Here is an 18445-nt window from a genome sequence, read left to right on the forward strand (position 1 = left end):
AATGCTGACACTGCTCAATTTGCTTTCCGCCGTCGCCCTGCTCGTCTGGGGCACACACATCGTCCGGACCGGCATCATGCGAGTCTACGGAGCCAACCTACGCCGCGTCCTCAGCCGCAGCGTACGCCGGACCCCGCTCGCCTTTCTGGCCGGTATTGGCGTCACGGCTCTGGTTCAGAGCAGCAACGCCACCGCCCTGTTAGTTACCTCGTTTGTTGGCCAGGGGCTGATGACCCTGGGACCTGCCCTCGGAATCATGCTGGGTGCCGATGTAGGAACGGCGCTCATGGCACGCGTGCTGACATTTAACCTGGCCTGGCTGTCGCCCTTGCTTATTCTGGCCGGCGTTATTCTGTTCATCGGACGCAAGCAGTCCCGTCTCGGACAATTAGGCCGCGTCGCCCTTGGGCTCGGACTTATCATCCTGGCACTGGAACTGATTGTGGCTGCCGCCACACCCATGACCCAGGCGGCAGGCGTCAAGGTGCTGTTTTCCTCGCTGACCGGCGACGAAATGCTCGACGCCCTGACCGGCGCCGTGTTCGCCATGATTTCCTATTCCAGCCTGGCAGCTGTGCTATTAACCGCAACCCTGGCCGGTTCCGGGCTGATTTCACTCAAAGTCGCCCTGTGTCTGGTCATCGGCGCCAATGTGGGTAGCGGATTGTTGGCAATGTTGAGCGCTGCCCGGCAGAACCCGGCAGGACGGCGCGTAGCCCTGGGCAGCCTGTTGTTTAAACTGGCGGGCTGTGCCCTGATTCTGCCCTGGGTCGTGCCCTTGGCCGAAGAGCTGGGAGACTGGCAGGATACATGGGCCCTAAGCGCCGCCGAGCTGGTAATCGCCTTTCATGTGTTTTACAACCTGGTGCGCTGCGTGCTGTGCCTGCCGCTGACCGGCCCCATGGCCCGTTTCTGTAACAAGCTCCTGCCCGACCGGCCGGAAGCAGAGACCTTTCTACGCCCCCGCCACCTTGATACGTCAGTGCTCGATACACCTGCCCTCGCCCTGGCCAACGCGGCCCGTGAGGTGCTGCGCATGGGCGACGTGATCGAGCAGATGCTCACCGAGTTGGTAAGGCTTATCAACGAAGGCGAGAAAGTCCAGGGCCGTGAAGTACGCCGTCTCGATGATGATGCTGACACCCTGTACACCGCCATCAAACTTTACCTCGCACGAATCACCCGCGAGGACCTGAGCGAGCGGGACAGCCGTCGCTGGGCCGAGATCATCGAACTGGCTATCAACCTTGAGCAGGCAGGTGACATTATCGAGCGCATGGCCAGCGATGTGGAAAGCAAAAAGATTTCGCCCCGCCGATCCTTTTCCGAGCCGGGGTTGGAGGAGCTGCAAAACCTGCACGAGCAGCTTGTAGCCAACCTGCGCTTGAGTTTGTCGGTCTTCCTGTCCGGCGATCTGGAGTCTGCCCGCCGCCTGCGCCGTGCCAAGCAGCGCTTTCGTGTTCTGGAACGCCGCTACGCACACGCCCATGTCGAACGCCTGCATCAGCAGGTCGTCGAGAGCCTGGAAACCAGCTCGCTGCATCTGGGCCTTTTGTCTGACATGAAGCGGCTCAATTCGCTGTTTTGCAGCATTGCCTATGGCGTGCTGGAACAGGCCGATGCCGGATATGAGACCGAGCACGCACACCCGCTGGAAACCCCACCCGACGTTCAGGAGTCGTAGCACTCTGTTACGCGCATCGCTGCACAGGATCGCGCTACTCTAGGCGCTTCGCTGCCCCTCATGATCAAGGAAATCATAATGACTGAAGCTGTTGCTCCCCTCGTCGAACAGATCCAGATGGGCGAGCTGCCTTGCTGGCGGATCCGCATCGGCCGCGCCGAAGCCGTAGTGGCGTGTCAGGGCGCTCATATCCTCAGCTATGGCCTCGACGGCGAACAGCCGATTATCTGGAACAACCCGGACGCCGAATTCGTACACGGCCTGCCCATTCGCGGCGGCGTCCCGGTGTGCTGGCCCTGGTTTGGCGATATCGCCCGCAACCCACCGGCTGTTCAGCACATGCTGACCACCCTGGAAGGGGCTCCGGCCCATGGTCTTGTTCGCCAGGGTGGCTGGGCCACTGGCGACATGGAAGTGGACGTGAACAGCGTGCGTCTGGACTTCCATTACCGCACTTCGGCGGCCGAGATGCCCGGCTGGCCCCATGCGGCCGACCTGACCCTGTCCGTTGAGGTAGGCGAGCGCCTCACCATGACCCTGACCACCAAGAACATTGGTGATCAGACCCTGACCCTGAGCCAGGCGCTGCATACCTATTTTGCCGTCAGCGACTCCCGTGAAGTTGGTATCGAAGGTTTCACCCATGCCGACTATTACGACTGCCTCGATGGCTGGCAGCGCAAGCGGCAGAACGGCGAGCCGGCTATCGGCCAGGAAGTGGACCGCGTCTACCAGGGCCTGCCGTCCCGCCTGGGTATCCGTGACCCGCAGTGGAACCGCCGGATTTTCATCGAGACAACCAACACCCGCTCGGCCGTCTTGTGGAATCCCTGGGTCGACAAGTCTGCCCGTCTCACCCAGTTTGCTGACGACGCCTGGCAGCGCATGCTGTGTATCGAAACGGCCCGGGTCATGGACGATGTAATGGTCTTGGCACCCGGCGAGACCGGCTCGATCAGCGCCACGCTGTGGGCCGAACCGCTGTAAGTCATGGAGGCGGACAGGCGCTCCTGTCCGCCCCTGGCCTGCTCTGACTGCCTGAGTAGCGAGAGCTGCTACGCCACAACGTACCGTCCCTATCCAATCCATTTACGTATTGCTGCCTCTCCCACATCAGGGCCTGATGGAACCTGCGCTACCTCGTACTGACGTTATTTTTTGTCATCCCTGCTGCAAGTGCCCCTCCTGAATGACGCGAAGATCTGAGTCCTGCGCCTGCGGCCGCCCGCTATGTGGTGCAGTCCGGCACGGCCAAGGGGCTAACGTTCAGCCTGCGTCATGCAACGCATCGCGGCAATACTGCTCAGGCCGAACTGGATGCCGAGCAGATACGCCTGGCTATTGAATATCCGTTGTCAGGTGGTTTTTGATGCTGGCAGGCTTGAGGCTTGCCAAGCCCGCAAACTACTACCGGCACATCCAAACGCCCGGTGAACAAATCACCTGTAGTACCGAACGCTACCTTTGGCCCAATGCAGTCTTACGCCCAAACATGGCACATCTGGAGTGCTTGTCGCCCCGTACGCTAAAAGGCTTTAACGCCTGTTGCCATAGAACATTCTGTTGAAAGAGGAACGTCTTCATGGGCTACGCTAAACCCATTGCCCTTGCGGGCAGGACTCGGACACGGAGGAAATCATGCGCGCAGACGCCCTCGTTCTTGGGGCTGGAATGGTTGGAGTGTGTACCGCCTTACAGTTGGCTCGGCGTGGGTGGTCGGTTGCCCTCGTGGATCGGCGTGCCCCAGGACGGGAAACCTCGTATGGTAATGCCGGCATCATTCAGCGCGAGGCCGTAGAGCCTTATCCATTTCCACGGGACCTGCCTACCCTGCTCAAGGTAATCCGCAAAGGTGGCATTGACGTGAACTACCACGCTACCGCCTTGCCCCATCTGCTGCCGAGCCTTTTCCGCTACTGGCAGGCTTCTGCACCCACGCGCTACGCCCGGATTGCCCAGGAATGGGCGCGCCTGATCGAACATTGCCTGAGCGAACACGAGATACTGATTCACGAGTCCGGTGCCGACGCACTCGTACGCCGGGAGGGCTGGCGGCAAGGCTATCGCACTGAAAAGCTGTTCAGGGAAGGCATTGAGCGAGCGGCACGCCTGTCAAATACGTTTGGTATTCAGTACACGGTGCATAACAGCGTCGCTCTGGCCAGGGCCGAGCCGGGCCTGCTGCGGCCCATGGCCGGTGCGATTCACTGGACAGAGCCATGGACGGTTCGGGACCCGGGCGCGCTGGTAGCCCACTATGCGGATTTGTTCGTGCGCCTGGGCGGTCACCTGTTTGAGGGCGATGCCGCCACGTTGCAGCCCCATGGCAGCGGCTGGCGCGTGACCACACCGGATGGCCCGCTGGACGCGCAACACGCCGTCATCGCTCTAGGCCCCTGGGCCCGTCAGGCCACTCGCGCATTGGGCTACCGCCTGCCACTCTTCATAAAGCGCGGCTACCATCGTCACTATGCCGGCGAGCTGCCGCTAACCCGCCCGCTCCTGGACGTCGCGCACGGTGTAATGCTGGTTCCCATGAATGCAGGTTTGCGTATTACCACCGGGGCTGAATTCGCTCAGCACGAAGCGCCACCTACTCCATTACAGCTGGACAAAGCCGAACGGGTGGCCCGTGAGTTGATTCCCCTGGGCCCACCCCTGGAAGAGAAACCCTGGCTTGGCGCCCGTCCCTGCACACCCGACATGAAGCCGGTCATCGGTCCGGCACCGCGTCATGCCAACCTCTGGTTTCATTTCGGTCATGCCCATCAGGGTTTTACGCTGGGACCCGCCAGTGCCCGCCTGCTGGCCGAACTCATGTGCGGCGAGCCCCCTTACCTCGATCCGCAGCCCTATTCAGCGCAACGGTTCGAGTAGGATTACAACAAACGCGGGCCCTTTGATCGTGATTGCCACTCAGGCCTGAAGCTCAACTAAACCCGTGGGCAGGAATGCTTAGGCTGCTTACGAACGGCAGGATAAAAGTGCTCTTATTCGGGTCGGAGGTTAACGTCCTTTTCATTTACTTGGTTTAGGAGCCTCCTATGTCTTCGATTCCTAGCCTTCAGCTCAACGATGGCTATCACATTCCACAGTTCGGCCTGGGTACGTGGAAAACACCGAATGAAGAAGCACCCGCACTGATCCGTTCCGCCCTGGAAATGGGCTACCGCCACATCGATACGGCAGCGGCTTATAACAACGAGGAAGGCGTTGGACAAGGCATCGCCGAGGCGGGCATCGACCGTAGCGAGTTGTTTGTAACCACCAAGCTATGGAACGAGCGCCAAGGGTTCGATGAAACGATCAAGGCCTTTGATGAGAGCCTGGCCAAGCTCAAGCTGGAGTATGTGGACCTGTACCTGATCCACTGGCCCTGCCCCCAGGCTGGCAAGTTTCTAGACACCTGGAAGGCCTTTCTGCGCCTGCGGGAAGAAGGCCGTGTCCGCTCCGTAGGGGTGTCCAATTTCCGTCCTTCAGACCTGGAAGAGATCATTCTGGAAACAGGTGTAACGCCTGCAGTGAACCAGATCGAAGTGCATCCCCTGCTCCAGCAAAACGAAATGCGCGAGTTCAACCAGAAAAAAGGCATTCTTACTGAAGCCTGGAGCCCTCTGGCTCAAGGCGGTGAGCTGTTGAAAAACCCACTCATCCAGCAGATCGCCCAAAAACACGGCAAGACACCAGCCCAAGTGATCCTGCGTTGGCATATCGAGCTGGGTTCGATCATCTTTCCGAAATCGACCAACCCCGACCGCATTCGCGAAAATGCCGATATTTTCGACTTCATGCTGGATGGCGAGGACATGAGCCAGATTGCCACGCTGGATGCAGGCAAGCGCCTGGGGCCAGATCCGTCAACCTTTGGTTGATCACTAATCGCAGGCATAAAAAAACCCGTCTCAGGACGGGTTTTTCACACACGCAACCGTTTAGAACACTGGCTGCTGTGGATTGGCGACACCGCCGGTGAGCATAAGCTGCTGATGTGAGTTGTGCAGCACTTCAATCAGGCAATCTTCCAGCTCGAAACGCTCGCTTAGAAGTTGGCCCAGCTGCTTCAATTCGACCATCAACCGTGCCGGGTCATGGCATTCGCCATTATCGCAGCGGTCATTGAAATTCAGCGCCTGATCCGTCAGCGCCTGCAGACGTGGATACAGGGTTTCGGCAAAATCGAGTCCACGCTGGTCGTCAAAGGCGCGGGCCTCGTTCATCAACTGCTCATAGATTTCAAAGTGGCCGGCCGAAACATAGTCCACCAGCAGGTCGCACAAATGCTCGAGCCGCTTGGGATCAGTGATCGGAGTCAACGTAGGCTCCAGGCTCAAAGCCTGGTAAGCGGATACGAGTTCCTGCCGCTCCTGCAACCAGCGGTCGATCAGCTGGTGCACTCCACCCCAGCGTTCTTGTGCATTTTGGCAACGTTCAAGCATGACGAACTCTTCCTCAGCGGCGAAACACATAGCCCCGACGGTCTTTGTCGTAAGGCGTTCGACCCGGTTAATCCAACCAGAGGTTATTCGGACACCGTTCCTGGAGAGTAGTGCCCTTTCAGGTCGAACTGCAATGCCCTAGGGGCCGAATGGTCTATACCCTACCGCACGAGCGTGACAGTAGGACGACGGAAGAGCTGAAAGAGTGCCAGCAGAATGATGGCAATGAACGCCAGCAGGCTCCACTCGGGAATGCTCATGCCAAACAGAGTCCAGTTCACTTCAGCGCAATCGGCTGACCCATGCAGGACCACCCGGACAATTTCCTGGAAGGGCAGCACTTCCATCATGTAGTCCCAGCCCGGCAGACACGTCGGCAATTGATCAGCCGGCACTGTCTGCAACCAGACCTGCCGCCCTGCTGTCGCGGCACCCAGGCCAGCAAACAGGGCGAGAAAGCCGGCATAGACACGCCGGCCTACGCCTATGGGGTTATGAATAGCGGCAAGCAGCGCCACGAGGCCTGATAAAACGAAGAAGATACGTTGAACGATACAGAGCGGACACGGCTCGAGCCCTACAACGTATTGAAGGTAGTAACCAGCGCCCATCAGCACGGCGCAAGCAATAGCAATCAGCAAGAAGACAAAACGCGGGCTAGTCACGAGCATGACGGCTCCAAAGGGGATTCAGCTCGCTACGGTAGAGAAAGCGTCTCGCCCTTTCAAGAGAGGATGATCCCTAATCCAGCAGGTAAAGGGCAGGACCGGAGAAGGTCCTGCATGCCGTAGCGAGAGAGGCCATGCAGGACAATCACTATCAGTTTAGTTAAGCCCGCAGAGCCGGTAGGCTGGATACAGGCTGCGCAGCACTTTCCAGTAGCAACTGGTTGCTGCGGTCAGTTTCCCCCAGATGAGCCAGCAGACGCGCCAGCTCTCCGCACGCTTCAGGAGTGCGCCGTGCGCTCAGGCTGGCTTCCAGGTAATCGCGGGCTTTACCCCACAATTGGCTCATCTGACACAGCCGACCAAGCGCCAGGAGCAGTACCGGATCGCTTGGCCGACTTTTCAGCCAACTTTCGGCCTGCTGGACCTGACGCGCCGGGTCGCGACTCTTTACCTGACCATACAGGCTTACCAGGCGATCGTCATAATTTCGCTTGATCGCCGTACGCAGCACCTCTTCCGCTTCATCTTCACGATTCAGCGTGTGAAGGCGGCCCGCATAAGCGGCAGCAAGCTCCACGTCGTTCTTGAGTCCGCTGGGCACCTGTTGCCACTGGCGGTTCAGGGCCTGCTCCGGCGTTTCATTACCAACCGGCTCGGCCTGCTCCAGCGACGCCAGCCATGCCCGACGCTCCAGATCGCTCAGCTCGGTATCGGACAGTACTTTCTGTTTGCGCAGCTCTGGCAACAAGGCAATCAGGGCAGGCCAGTCGCGCTGTGTTACATAGAGCCGCTGCATCAGGGAAAGCACATAGGGATGCTTGGGGTACTTCGCGTGCAGCGGCGCCAGACTTGCCAGGGCTTCGCTGTATTGGCTGCGGTGAATCTGCAACTGGGCTTGGGTCAGGCCGATTGCCACATCGGCATGGGGCTCACGCTCACGGGCCTGACGCAACAGGGCATCGCTTTCCTCGACCTGCCCCATCTCGTTGGCGGCACGGGCAGCGCCCAGATAATGCGTGAGAGGATGTGGATCACTTTCCGCCGCGGCCTTCAGGTGCTTGAGTGCCGAGGGCCAGTCGCCTTCGGCCAGCTCCAGATGGCCACGGTGCGCGGCCTGAGCGATGCGACGCTGCTTGTTGTAACGCGACCAGGGGTTGATGATCCGGCCGGATACGCCGATTGCCGCCAGGGCCAGCTTCAACAGGTAGAGCGCCAGAACAGTAGCAACCAATAACGCCAGGAAACCCCAAAAGCTGGATTCGTAGCGAAAGTTCTTGTACGAGAACAGGACGTAGCCCGGCTCGTCGGCCATGACCACGGCCACCCCGAGGGCCACCAGCACGGCAAAGAGAAATAACAGGGTCAGTCGTTTCAAAGTTGCTCCTCCTGGTCAGCCGAAGCGCCCGCAGGGGCCGCCTGGGCGGGAGACTGATCGGATTCGGGCGACTCGCGCCGGGCAATATAGGCTTGCAGGGCCGCCAGCGTCGGGCTGAGGTCCGGCGGATTGAGTGCGACAGGCTTTTCACTCAGGCTGGCCAGGGTTTCACGCAGCCCACGGCTATCGGGATTCTGGCTGTTGAAATGGGCTTCCAACACGGCCTGCGCCTGCGTCAAGGCGCGTTCGTAGACCTCCTGGTTGCCATTGAGCGCTCCCCATTGAGCCTGCTCCAGCGCGAGGTTCATGGCCAGACGGGTCTGGGCCAGTGTTTCATCGGCCAGAAGTGGCTTGATTGGCTTGTCCGCGGAAAAGTCGATGCGGAAATAGCCCGATACGCGTTCACGCAAACGCTGCCAGGCTCGCACGAAGCGGTTGTCGCTTTCCTCTTCCTTCTGCACGCCGGGCTGATCCGGCTCCGGGTGGGCGAAACGGGGTGGCAAGGGCTCGAGGTGCTGCACCTGATCGCGAAGCGCAGCGAGTTGCACGAACAGGCCGGTGCGGTCCAGTTCGGGTAACTGCCGCAGGGCCTGTTGACTGTTGGCAAGCTGCTGGCGAACCGCAAAGGCACCCGGATCATTCTGCGCCTTGAGAATCTCGTCCACAGCCTGGAGCAGGTTTTGCGCGCTGGGGATATCCTGCAACGCCGTCAGGCGCAAGGTAGCCATGCGCAGCAAGTGCTCGGCCTCGGTCAGACGCCAGGTCTGGCGGCTTTGCCCGACAACCTCCTGAAACTGTTGAGCCAGATGCTGTTGGTCGCCCTGCAGCTGGGCAAGCTGACGCCGCCGCTCCTCCAGCTCCTCAGCGCTCGGTAAGCGTTGAAACTGGGCGGCCAAGCCCTGCTCACGTACCTCGAGCTGGCGGGTTTGACTGCGGGCATCTTCCAATTGAGCCATCTGGGCCTGGTCCTGCATGTGCAGGGTACGGGTCTGCCATACGCTCCAACCCCCCGCAGCCAGGCCAGCAGCCCCGATCAGGAGAGCCAGTACTGCCAGACCAGTGCTACTGCGCGATGAAGTTGGCGCAGGCGCTGGTGGCGGGGTCGCTGTGACGGTTTCGCCGGATACCGGTACGCCGTCGCCAGTGGGAGTGACTGTTTCGCTCACAAGTCCTTCCTTTGATCCGTTATTCAGGTTGATGCTGTTCAAGCGCGGCCAGTACCGCAGCGGTACTGGCACCCTGACAGGTAATAACCCGTTGTGCACCTGCGACCCGGGCCAACTCGGCCACTCGCGCGCTGGGCACAAACAGGGGAAGCTTACTCACGACAGGCCAATGCGGACCGGCCATCGCGTGTAAATGCGTGAAACTCTGCCCACTGCTGACCATGACCGCATTCAGGCGTTCCGCCGTGATGCGCTCGGTCAGGGCATTCTGTGGATAATCCGGCAATACACGCCGGTACAACTCGAGATAATCAACTTTAACGCCCTGGGTACGCAAAGTCTCGGCCAGGGCCTCGCGGCCGCCCTCACCCCGGAGGATCAGCACATGCGGGTCGGGTATGTCCAGAGCTGCGGTCAGGGCTGGGTGTGCCAGCAGCCCTTCGCTATCCTCATGCTGCTCGGGGCAGTGCACAGACAGGCCATACGTTTCGAGGATTTCACCTGTGGCGGCACCTACGGCAAACCAAGTCTGATGCAGGGGCGGCTGTGGCCAGTAGCGATCCACGCGCTCTAACCCCAACCGTGCCGCCGGCTTGCTGACTGCGATGACAGCCGCATACCGGTCCAGGTCCAGCATCAAGGTACGCTGTTCAGGTGTTTCCGGTAGCGGCTCGATAGCCAGAAGTGGCAGGCTGGCGCTGTAAATCCCCTTTTCTGCCAGTGCAGCGGCCATAGCGGCGCACTCGTCGGCAGGACGGGTTAGCAGCAGCCGCCAGGCAGTCATGGCTGATCGGCCTCGTGATAAACCGCACGCAGGATTTCACCGGCACCCTGGGAGAGCAGATCTTCCGCCACCTGGATACCCAGGGCGGACGGATCGATAACAGAACCTCGGGTCTCTGCACGAAGCAGTACCGTCCCATCGGGTTGCCCTACCAGCCCGCGTAGCCAGAGTTCTTCGCCCTCACGAATGGCGTAGCAGGCAATCGGTACCTGGCAGCCGCCGTTGAGATGGCGATTCATGGCGCGCTCGGCAATGACCCGCTGTTCGGTTTCGAGGTGATGCAGCGGCTGGAGCAGCGCATGTACTTCCGTGTCGTCCGTTCGGCATTCGATCCCGACGGCACCTTGCCCACCAGCCGGCAGGCTGTCCTCAACGCGGAGGTATTCGCGAATACGCTCTTCAAAACCCAGGCGAATCAGGCCAGCGGCGGCCAGAATGATGGCGTGGTAGTCCCCCGCATCAAGCTTGGCCAGGCGGGTATTCACATTGCCGCGCAGGAAGCGGATTTCCAGATCCGGACGCAGGGCCAGCAGCTGGGCCTGACGACGTAGGCTGGACGTTCCCACGATACTGCCGGCCGGCAAAGCGGCCAGGCTGTCATAGGTGTTGGAGACAAACGCGTCGCGGGCGTCTTCCCGCTCGCAGATCGCATAAAGACCCAGGCCGACAGGAAAATCCATCGGCACATCTTTCATGGAGTGGACCGCAATGTCCGCCTGACCTTCAAGCAGTGCGGTTTCCAGCTCTTTGACGAACAGCCCCTTGCCGCCGATCTTTGCCAGCGGGGCGTCAAGCAGCTTGTCCCCTCGGCTAGTCATAGGCAGCAGACTGACATGCAGCCCTGGATGGGCCGCCTCCAGGCGAGCCTTGACGTATTCAGCCTGCCACAAGGCAAGCGCACTTTGACGCGTGGCGATGCGAATTTCGCGGTTCATGACGCTATTCCGGGATAACAAACCGGCCGGAATGATAGCAGGCTCAACCGCACCCGACCGCCCTGGATGTCATAGGAGAAACCAATAGGGCAACCTAAAAAGCAGGCTGCCCGTCTGGCGTTTCGTCCCCGGTCAAAGATTTTGCATCAAGCGCCGCACGCCGGCGACATGTCGACGGCTTACTGTCAGCGCATCCCCGTTAAGCCCTTTGAGGTACAACTGGAAATGCCCCAGGGGTGTCCGCTGCAAGCGTTCGATACGCTCACGAGCCACCAGAGCATTACGGTGGATGCGTACGAAACGATCACCGAACTCATCTTCTAGCGCTTTCAACGGCTCATCCAATAGGACTTCGCCGTTACCGTGCCGCAATGTCACGTATTTATGGTCGGCGATGAAATAGACCACATCATCCAGCGGTATCAGTTCGATACCTTTGCGGGTCCGCGCACTGATATGACTGCGCGGGCCCGCGCCGCCACTGGCCGGGGGTTTGGTGAGGGCGGCCAGTTGTACCCGATTAAGGCGCTCAGCCTTGGCCAGGGCCGCCTCCAGGTCTTCCTGTCGGGCCGGCTTGACCACATACCCTACGGCGCTCACCTTGAAGGCTTCCAGAGCGAATTCATCGTGGGCGGTTACAAAAATCACCGCTGGCGGCGATTCACGCTCGCACAATCGGGCGGCGACCTGAAGTCCGTCCAGTCCCGGCATGCGAATATCGAGCAGCACGATATCCGGTTTGAGACTGTCGACCAGGGCCAACGCTTCTTCGCCATTGCTGGCGGAGGGCTCCAAGACTTTATAGCCGTCTAGTTGCCCAACCAGACGGGCCAGACGCTCGCGCGCCAACGGTTCGTCATCGACGATCAGGACGTTCATAGGCTCAGGCTTCCTGCGTGAGTCGCTCGCATGGATAGCGAAGACTGGTTGTATGCCGTTGATTACGGCGTTCGATTTTGAGACTCGCGGCCGGACCGAAAAGTGCCGCTAACCGCGATTCGATATTGGTTAATGCCTGTTTGGTACCTTTGGGGGGCCGTGGGTGATGTTCCGCAGCCTCATCGAACGGATTGGTGATAGACAGTTCCAGCACACCTTCCGTATAGCGTGCCTTGACCTCCACGCAGCCACCCTCAATCCGCGGTGCGATGCCATAGATCAAGGCATTTTCCAGAAGCGGTTGCAGGGTCAATTGCGGGATCGGCAGATTGTCTGGCACCGTGTCGATCTGCCAGTTTACCGTCAGCCGGTCGCCCAGGCGCAGCTTTTCGATTTCAAGATAGCGCCGCGACAGGGCTATCTCCTCCTTCCAGAGCACCAGCGCTCCGGGCTTGGCAAGACTCGCACGAAACAGACTGGACAGATCCAGCACAGCCCGCTCGGCCTTGTCCGGGTCGATAACGATCAGGCTAGCAATGCTATTAAGGCTGTTGAACAGGAAATGTGGGCGGATACGCGCCTGCAACGCCTCGATCCGCGCCTTCAGCTCGGCCTGTTGCTGCCGCCGCCACTGACTTTGCAGATAAAAGTAGCGCAGCATCAGCGCCGACATGATCAGGGCGATCAGCGCGTGCCGCTCGTAGAGCCTTACCTCACCGGACTGCTGCATGGGCCCGGCCAGGGACAGCCAGTCTGCAACGGCTGTGCAGGCCAGGGTCAGCGCGACGACAACACCGCAGCAGATCGCACCGGCCAGCGCAGGCTTGAGACGTGCAAGAACCGGCCGCAGACGGCATAGCAGCGCGGCGGACAGCAACACGTTCCACTGCACGAACAAGGACACGAGGGCCAGGCGCACCCAATTGAATTCATCGGTAATAGGATCGGCCAGTACCAAAACCAGTACGAGCAATTCGGCCAGCAGGATTAGAACGAGTAACGCTTCCGGCTCGCACAGCTCCGGCACGAAGAACTCATCAACGGGTGAAGGACGGCGCTTGGTCAGTTTAGAAATTGGCATAGGGGTGAGTGTCGACTACATTCCGACGAACGGCAAGGTGGATTTAAAGGCATATCCTGCAACTGTGGCACCTCTGGCATCTCGGTAAGGCTGTTATCATCGGCAGACGTCCTCCATGTTCCGTGCACCTGCGAGTCCATTCATGAGCAACGAAAAAACCAATCAGTCCTGGGGCGGCCGCTTCAGCGAGCCCGTAGACGCCTTCGTCGCCCGCTTCACCGCTTCCGTCGATTTTGACAAGCGCCTCTACCGTCACGACATCATGGGCTCCATTGCCCATGCCACCATGCTCGCCAAGGTCGGTGTGCTGACCGAAGCCGAGCGCGACGCGATCATCGACGGCCTGACCCAGATTCAGAGCGAGATCGAAGCCGGGCAATTCGACTGGCGTGTCGATCTTGAAGACGTGCACATGAACATCGAAGCGCGCCTAACTGACCGTATCGGCATCACTGGCAAAAAACTTCACACCGGTCGCAGCCGAAACGATCAGGTCGCTACGGATATCCGACTGTGGCTGCGTGACGAAATCGACGTGATCCTGGCGGAAATCACCCGCTTGCAGCAGGGGTTACTGGAGCAGGCCGAGCGTGAAGCCGAGACCATCATGCCAGGCTTCACCCATTTGCAAACCGCACAGCCGGTAACCTTCGGGCATCATCTGCTGGCCTGGTTCGAAATGCTCTCCCGCGACTACGAGCGCCTTGTGGACTGCCGCAAGCGCGTCAACCGCATGCCGCTGGGCAGTGCCGCTCTGGCAGGCACCACCTATCCCATCCAGCGCAAGATCACGTGCGAACTGCTGGGCTTCGAGGCTGTGGGCGGCAATTCCCTGGATGGCGTTTCCGATCGTGACTTCGCTATCGAGTTCTGTGCAACTGCCTCGCTGGCGATGATGCACCTGTCGCGCTTCTCCGAAGAACTGGTGCTCTGGACCAGCGCTCAATTCCAGTTCATTGACCTGCCGGACCGTTTCTGCACCGGCTCTTCGATCATGCCGCAGAAAAAGAACCCGGACGTGCCAGAACTGGTGCGCGGCAAGACCGGCCGTGTGTTTGGTGCTCTGACGGGCCTGCTGACCCTGATGAAAGGCCAGCCACTGGCTTACAACAAGGACAACCAGGAAGACAAGGAGCCGCTGTTCGACGCCGCCGACACACTGCGCGACTCACTACGCGCTTTCGCCGACATGATTCCGGCCATCAAACCCAAGCACGACATCATGCGCGAAGCGGCCCGCCGTGGTTTCTCCACCGCTACCGACCTGGCTGACTACCTGGTTCGTAAGGGTCTGCCGTTCCGTGATTGCCACGAGATCGTCGGGCATGCCGTGAAGTACGGCGTGGATTCAGGTAAGGACCTGGCCGAGATGAGCCTGGACGAGCTGCGCCGCTTCAGCGATCAGATCGAGCAGGACGTATTTGACGTGCTGACCCTGGAAGGTTCGGTCAACGCCCGCGATCACATCGGCGGTACTGCACCCGCGCAAGTACGCGCCGCGGTCGAGCGCGGCCGGGCATTGTTGGCAAGCCGGTAATTTCTTGGCGGCACACGGCCCTTCGGCTAGTGTGCCCTACGACAAGGCGTCGCGTAGGGCACACTAAACGCCACGAGGTATTAAGCCTGCCCGGAGCGTTTTAAGGCGCGACCGCCAAGGGCAGACCAGTCCAAATGGCCTTCGCCTTGCGCCACGGCTTCGAGCAGGTTATCTCGCAACACACTGCCGAACGGCAGCGGGACATGCTTCGCCTGACCGGCACTCAGCGCCAGCCCCACATCCTTGAGGCCCAGGGTCAGCTTGAAGGCGGCAGGCTCGAAGCGCTGTTCGGCAATCATGGCGCCGTAGTTCTTGTAAGCAGGCGCTGCGAACAGGGTATTGGTCAGGATATTCAGCAGGTCTGCCGGCTCGACGCCATAGCTCTTGCTCAATGCCGCTGCCTCGCCCATGGTCTCGATAGCGCTGGCCAGCATGAAGTTACCAGAGATTTTCACAATAGTGGCTCGCAGCGGATCTTCGCCCAGCGGCCAGGATGTCTGCCCCATCGCGTCCAACAACGGCTGTACCGTGTCGACCGCTGCTTGCGGCCCCGCCACTACAATGTTCAGTTTGCCAGCTTCAGCCACATCGGTACGGCCAAACACCGGCGCCGAAATAAACTGAACCCCTGCCTGGACGTGGCGCTCCATCATCTCCGTGACAAAGGCGACAGACAAGGTCGCCATGCTGAGATGAATAAGGCCGGGCCTTGCGGCTTCAAGGGCGCCGCTGTCGAGCACGACGGCCCGTGTGACAGCATCGTCTGCCAGCATGCTGACCAGCACGTCGGCCTCAAAGGCCTCGCGCGGCTCTTGGGCGGCTGTTGCGCCTTGGGCGACCATGGCTTCGACCGGCTCCTTGGAGCGATTCCAGACACAGACCTCATGGCCGGCCTTGAGCAGATTGCTGGCCATGCCTTTTCCCATAGCACCCAAACCAATGAATCCGACACGCATGACGTTCTCCTCACTGTTCTTTATCACTGGTAAAGATTGATCCTAGCACGACCAACCGTTGCAGTTTCGTGAACGAAAACCGTCAGGTCAGGCTCTTTCTAGACGCTCACGGACCATGGCGAGGAAACCACTCATGGACTGCGCCTTGTCGTCGGCAATGAGTTGGACGTTCGGGTTCTCGTTGAGCTGATCCATCAAGGCTTGTGCCGCGGGGAAGCCTGCCAGAAGGTCCAGGCTAAACAACTGCTGCGCCACGCGTACGGCCAGATCCATACTGTAGAGAAAGTAGATATCGGCAAGCGTGAAGGCATCGCCAGCCACAAAGGGCTTGAGGGGGGCATGACGTTTCAAGGCTGCTATACCGGCCAAAAGCTCGCCTTTTGCTCGCGATTTAGTGACTTCGTCCACCTTGGCGCCAAAGAACACTTCGGGATAGCAAAGCCGTGCCGGCAGTTCGATGTACAGCTCAATCTCCCGCATGAATGTACGTACCTGCGCCCGGGCGAACGGCTCAGCGGGAAGCAGAGGATGCTCTGGATACGTGTCTTCGATGTATTCGAGAATTACACTGGTCTCACTGATAAAGCCGTGTTCCGTTTCCAGGCAAGGCACCTTGCCGCGTGGACTGATGGTTAAAAAGGCCTCGTCCTGGCTGGGATATGTGGTCACGGTCTCGAACGCGATTCCCTTTTCCAAAAGGGCCAGTTTGACCATATTGAAATAGTTACTGACTGGAAATCCGTGGAGCTTGAGCATCGACATGCCTCCGAGGCAGTGAAAAAATAGGCCTCATAACCGTAGCTGCTTTAAGCGCGAACGTAGAACTTTTTCTTCTTCGTCGCGTTTTGGAGGCCAGCAATGGTATCCGCTATCAGAAACCGCTGATGTTCTCCCTACGCACAACGCTGATCTTCAGTGCGGTCTGGGTGTAGCTGTATGCCTCCCCACGGTTGGTATCTGCGTGCCGCTCTAAAGGTTTTGAAAGGTCGGCCGATAACCTGGCCTCCTCTTACGAGATCTCATCTCATGACCTCCATTACCGATCGCCTAGCGACGTCTCTGACTATCACCTCCCCCCCTTCAAAAGCCTCGACCACAGCTGCCACAGCGGACACGGATACCCAGCAGGCGTCAGCCAGTGGCGAAACCGAGCAAACCAGAGCACTAAAAGCGGAAGGTGGCGCAGCGCCCATGCGTGGGGCAGGCGGCACTCAAAGCAGCAGCGATTCCGACGACACCATCAAGCAGCTTGAGGAAACCATCAAGGAACTGGAAAAGCAGTTGGAAAAACAGCAACAGGCGCTGGAAAAGATCCAACAGAATCAGAGCCTGTCTGAAGAGGCCAAGCAGGCTCAGCTACAGGCGGCCCAGGCGGAAGTCAGCAGCCTGAACGCATCCCTGCAGCAGGCCTATGCCGCGTTGGTCCAGGCCCAAACGCAATCATCAGGCACCGGCCAAGTTGTCAATACCACCGTCTAAACACGACCTGTGCCTGTCCATACGCCACGGACAGGCACAGCCTTTACAACCAGCCGCGGAACTTGAACCAGCCGTACGGGATGATCGCAGAGATAATCATGGCTACTAGCGCCATCGGATAACCAAAAGTCCAGTCCAGCTCGGGCATGCTGTGGAAGTTCATGCCATAGACCGTGCCTACGAGCGTGGGCGGCAGGAACAGCACAGACGCGATGGAAAATACCTTGATGATGCTGTTCTGCTCGATATTGATCAGCCCCAGGGTAGCGTCAAGCAAGAAGCCGACCTCCGTATTCATGCGAGCCTGATAGTCGCCGAGCGATCGAGCGTCGCGCTCAACGGTTTTCATCCAGTCCTTGGCATCCCGGCTGATCCACTCTCTGGCGGCACGCCGGATATAACTGACCAGCCGGTTGATGCCCAGCAGGCTGTCGCTGAGCCGGGCCAGGAGCAGGTTACTGCGCCCAAGCTGCTTTACGATGGATTGCAGGTCCGTCTTGGGCGCTCTGGGGCTATCCGGATCCGGAGTCTGTTCATTGAAGATGGCACTGGCCAGGCGGTTATGATGCGCCTGGACCGATTCGAGAATATCTGCAATCCGATCAACCAGGCTGTCCAGTAACGAAATAAAAATAGTGTCACTGCGCTGGTGCATCGCCGGGTGTTGACCGACCTTGGTCCGAAAAGCCCGGAAGGCCGACATCTCGGCATAGCGAACCGTTACCAGCCACTCGGGGGTGAGTACAAAATTCAACACCGTTGCGTGGGGTTGATGCTCGTTGAAGCCACTGACAACCGTTGTGGTCAGGTGAATAGCACGTTCGCTTTCATACAACCGGGACGACTCTTCGATCTCGGCAATTTCCTCCTGGGTAGGAATATTGACGGCGAGAGAATCCTCGAGAAATTTCTCTTCTTCATCGGTAGGGCAATGCAGGTCGATCCACAGGGCGCCCTGCGGCAGTGCAGTGCCTGGTTTGATAGCGTGAGGGGTCAACATCCCGTCGACCAAGGTATAACAGGTGATCATGCCGCTTGAACTCCATGGTCAGCTCTCTAGGATGGCATCTTTATCCATCTGTCCTGAGCGAGCGAATACCATGTCAGACCACGACGATCACGAAGAATCCTTTGTCGAAGCCCATCTCGTTTCGGCCGTTGAGAATCAGCTGAGTGCTGAAAACCCCGCCTGTACCGTAGCCGTCCTGAACAAGCTCACCCTGGTGGGCTACGAGCGGGAGGATATCGTTCACATGATGGCAGTGGTGTTGGCTGACGAAATCGAAACCATGATGACCGAAGACCGCCCGTTTGACGTGAACCGCTACGAGCAACTCTTGCGGGCTTTGCCGGAAATGCCAGGAGCAGAGGCGGAGGAAGACGCGGAATAGCCTGTACGCCCCTTCACTCCGAGAGCACCGCTTTCGGAGATGCCGCTTTCGGAGGTTCCGCTTTCGGATGTGCG

Annotated in this window: 18 protein-coding genes and 1 pseudogene; 8 read left to right on the top strand and 11 right to left on the bottom strand. The window is 59.4% G+C overall.

Annotated elements, in window-relative coordinates; genetic code table 11:
• The first annotated feature begins 1 nt into the window (after position 1).
• The 5 genes and pseudogenes from IQ22_RS03505 (at position 2) to IQ22_RS03525 (ending at position 5556) form a co-directional block, all read left to right on the top strand.
• Positions 2-1684 carry a Na/Pi cotransporter family protein gene (locus IQ22_RS03505; RefSeq protein ID WP_145138140.1) on the top strand — a complete coding sequence of 561 codons (1683 nt, stop codon included), beginning with the start codon at positions 2-4 and terminating at the stop codon, positions 1682-1684.
• A 78-nt stretch (positions 1685-1762) separates the two neighbouring features.
• Positions 1763-2671: a D-hexose-6-phosphate mutarotase gene (locus tag IQ22_RS03510; protein ID WP_145138143.1), complete on the top strand. Its 909-nt coding sequence runs from the start codon at positions 1763-1765 to the stop codon at positions 2669-2671.
• A 236-nt stretch (positions 2672-2907) separates the two neighbouring features.
• A pseudogene (locus IQ22_RS03515) lies at positions 2908-3054 on the top strand (OprD family outer membrane porin); the annotation flags it as partial.
• Positions 3055-3322: 268 nt separating this feature from the next.
• Positions 3323-4561, top strand: a complete 1239-nt coding sequence (locus IQ22_RS03520) for an NAD(P)/FAD-dependent oxidoreductase (RefSeq protein ID WP_145138145.1) — start codon at positions 3323-3325, stop codon at positions 4559-4561.
• Between the two features lie 167 nt (positions 4562-4728).
• Entirely contained in the window at positions 4729-5556 is an 828-nt protein-coding gene (locus tag IQ22_RS03525; RefSeq protein WP_145138148.1) for an aldo/keto reductase, read from the top strand.
• Between the two features lie 60 nt (positions 5557-5616).
• Here the strand turns inward: IQ22_RS03525 and rsd are convergent, their stop codons facing one another.
• The 8 genes from rsd to IQ22_RS03565 all read right to left on the bottom strand — a co-directional run bounded on the left by rsd (position 5617) and on the right by IQ22_RS03565 (position 13008).
• Positions 5617-6120 (bottom strand): sigma D regulator, encoded by a 504-nt coding sequence (rsd, locus tag IQ22_RS03530; RefSeq protein WP_145138151.1) that lies wholly within the window; start codon positions 6118-6120, stop codon positions 5617-5619.
• A gap of 161 nt (positions 6121-6281) precedes the next feature.
• Complete coding sequence (locus IQ22_RS03535) at positions 6282-6791, bottom strand: disulfide bond formation protein B (protein ID WP_145138154.1); 510 nt, start codon at positions 6789-6791, stop codon at positions 6282-6284.
• Between the two features lie 157 nt (positions 6792-6948).
• Complete coding sequence (locus IQ22_RS03540; protein ID WP_145138156.1) at positions 6949-8163, bottom strand: heme biosynthesis HemY N-terminal domain-containing protein; 1215 nt, start codon at positions 8161-8163, stop codon at positions 6949-6951.
• Positions 8160-9329: a uroporphyrinogen-III C-methyltransferase gene (locus tag IQ22_RS03545; RefSeq protein ID WP_145138159.1), complete on the bottom strand. Its 1170-nt coding sequence runs from the start codon at positions 9327-9329 to the stop codon at positions 8160-8162. The genes IQ22_RS03540 and IQ22_RS03545 overlap by 4 nt, the downstream gene beginning before the upstream one ends.
• Positions 9330-9348: 19 nt before the next feature.
• Positions 9349-10113, bottom strand: a complete 765-nt coding sequence (locus IQ22_RS03550) for a uroporphyrinogen-III synthase (RefSeq protein WP_145138162.1) — start codon at positions 10111-10113, stop codon at positions 9349-9351.
• Positions 10110-11048 carry a hydroxymethylbilane synthase gene (gene hemC / locus IQ22_RS03555; protein ID WP_145138164.1) on the bottom strand — a complete coding sequence of 313 codons (939 nt, stop codon included), beginning with the start codon at positions 11046-11048 and terminating at the stop codon, positions 10110-10112. Before hemC ends, IQ22_RS03550 begins: the two co-directional genes overlap by 4 nt.
• Before the next feature lie 132 nt (positions 11049-11180).
• Positions 11181-11927, bottom strand: a complete 747-nt coding sequence (locus tag IQ22_RS03560) for a LytR/AlgR family response regulator transcription factor (RefSeq protein WP_145138167.1) — start codon at positions 11925-11927, stop codon at positions 11181-11183.
• A gap of 4 nt (positions 11928-11931) precedes the next feature.
• Positions 11932-13008 (bottom strand): sensor histidine kinase, encoded by a 1077-nt coding sequence (locus tag IQ22_RS03565; protein WP_145138170.1) that lies wholly within the window; start codon positions 13006-13008, stop codon positions 11932-11934.
• Positions 13009-13150: 142 nt separating this feature from the next.
• Between IQ22_RS03565 and argH the strand changes: the two genes are divergently transcribed.
• Entirely contained in the window at positions 13151-14545 is a 1395-nt protein-coding gene (gene argH, locus IQ22_RS03570) for an argininosuccinate lyase (protein ID WP_145138173.1), read from the top strand.
• Positions 14546-14625: 80 nt separating this feature from the next.
• Here argH and IQ22_RS03575 read toward each other — a convergent pair whose 3' ends face one another.
• Together IQ22_RS03575 and IQ22_RS03580 are read right to left on the bottom strand one after the other, a co-directional pair.
• Positions 14626-15501, bottom strand: a complete 876-nt coding sequence (locus IQ22_RS03575; protein ID WP_145138176.1) for an NAD(P)-dependent oxidoreductase — start codon at positions 15499-15501, stop codon at positions 14626-14628.
• 87 nt (positions 15502-15588) lie between these two features.
• Positions 15589-16257: a glutathione S-transferase family protein gene (locus tag IQ22_RS03580; RefSeq protein WP_145138178.1), complete on the bottom strand. Its 669-nt coding sequence runs from the start codon at positions 16255-16257 to the stop codon at positions 15589-15591.
• A gap of 270 nt (positions 16258-16527) precedes the next feature.
• Here IQ22_RS03580 and IQ22_RS03585 point away from each other — a divergent pair, with 270 nt between their 5' ends.
• Complete coding sequence (locus IQ22_RS03585) at positions 16528-16980, top strand: hypothetical protein (RefSeq protein WP_145138181.1); 453 nt, start codon at positions 16528-16530, stop codon at positions 16978-16980.
• Positions 16981-17023: 43 nt separating this feature from the next.
• Here IQ22_RS03585 and IQ22_RS03590 read toward each other — a convergent pair whose 3' ends face one another.
• On the bottom strand, positions 17024-17980 hold the full coding sequence (locus IQ22_RS03590) for a magnesium transporter CorA family protein (RefSeq protein ID WP_244308936.1): 957 nt from the start codon (positions 17978-17980) through the stop codon (positions 17024-17026).
• 100 nt (positions 17981-18080) lie between these two features.
• Between IQ22_RS03590 and IQ22_RS03595 the strand changes: the two genes are divergently transcribed.
• Positions 18081-18371: a hypothetical protein gene (locus IQ22_RS03595; RefSeq protein ID WP_145138186.1), complete on the top strand. Its 291-nt coding sequence runs from the start codon at positions 18081-18083 to the stop codon at positions 18369-18371.
• Positions 18372-18445: the final 74 nt, after the last annotated feature.

Source organism: Pseudomonas duriflava (genome assembly GCF_007830155.1).
Classification (GTDB): domain Bacteria; phylum Pseudomonadota; class Gammaproteobacteria; order Pseudomonadales; family Pseudomonadaceae; genus Chryseomonas; species Chryseomonas duriflava.

Excerpts from the sequence above, each read along its gene's own strand:
- IQ22_RS03505 (WP_145138140.1), top strand. The coding sequence starts at position 2 with ATGCTGACACTGCTCAATTTGCTTTCCGCCGTCGCCCTGCTCGTCTGG.
- IQ22_RS03560 (WP_145138167.1), bottom strand. The coding sequence starts at position 11,927 with ATGAACGTCCTGATCGTCGATGACGAACCGTTGGCGCGCGAGCGTCTG.
- IQ22_RS03525 (WP_145138148.1), top strand. The coding sequence starts at position 4,729 with ATGTCTTCGATTCCTAGCCTTCAGCTCAACGATGGCTATCACATTCCA.
- hemC (WP_145138164.1), bottom strand. The coding sequence starts at position 11,048 with ATGAACCGCGAAATTCGCATCGCCACGCGTCAAAGTGCGCTTGCCTTG.
- IQ22_RS03520 (WP_145138145.1), top strand. The coding sequence starts at position 3,323 with ATGCGCGCAGACGCCCTCGTTCTTGGGGCTGGAATGGTTGGAGTGTGT.
- argH (WP_145138173.1), top strand. The coding sequence starts at position 13,151 with ATGAGCAACGAAAAAACCAATCAGTCCTGGGGCGGCCGCTTCAGCGAG.
- IQ22_RS03510 (WP_145138143.1), top strand. The coding sequence starts at position 1,763 with ATGACTGAAGCTGTTGCTCCCCTCGTCGAACAGATCCAGATGGGCGAG.
- IQ22_RS03565 (WP_145138170.1), bottom strand. The coding sequence starts at position 13,008 with ATGCCAATTTCTAAACTGACCAAGCGCCGTCCTTCACCCGTTGATGAG.
- IQ22_RS03535 (WP_145138154.1), bottom strand. The coding sequence starts at position 6,791 with ATGCTCGTGACTAGCCCGCGTTTTGTCTTCTTGCTGATTGCTATTGCT.
- IQ22_RS03595 (WP_145138186.1), top strand. The coding sequence starts at position 18,081 with ATGTCAGACCACGACGATCACGAAGAATCCTTTGTCGAAGCCCATCTC.
- IQ22_RS03550 (WP_145138162.1), bottom strand. The coding sequence starts at position 10,113 with ATGACTGCCTGGCGGCTGCTGCTAACCCGTCCTGCCGACGAGTGCGCC.
- IQ22_RS03575 (WP_145138176.1), bottom strand. The coding sequence starts at position 15,501 with ATGCGTGTCGGATTCATTGGTTTGGGTGCTATGGGAAAAGGCATGGCC.
- rsd (WP_145138151.1), bottom strand. The coding sequence starts at position 6,120 with ATGCTTGAACGTTGCCAAAATGCACAAGAACGCTGGGGTGGAGTGCAC.
- IQ22_RS03585 (WP_145138181.1), top strand. The coding sequence starts at position 16,528 with ATGACCTCCATTACCGATCGCCTAGCGACGTCTCTGACTATCACCTCC.
- IQ22_RS03580 (WP_145138178.1), bottom strand. The coding sequence starts at position 16,257 with ATGCTCAAGCTCCACGGATTTCCAGTCAGTAACTATTTCAATATGGTC.
- IQ22_RS03590 (WP_244308936.1), bottom strand. The coding sequence starts at position 17,980 with ATGTTGACCCCTCACGCTATCAAACCAGGCACTGCACTGCCGCAGGGC.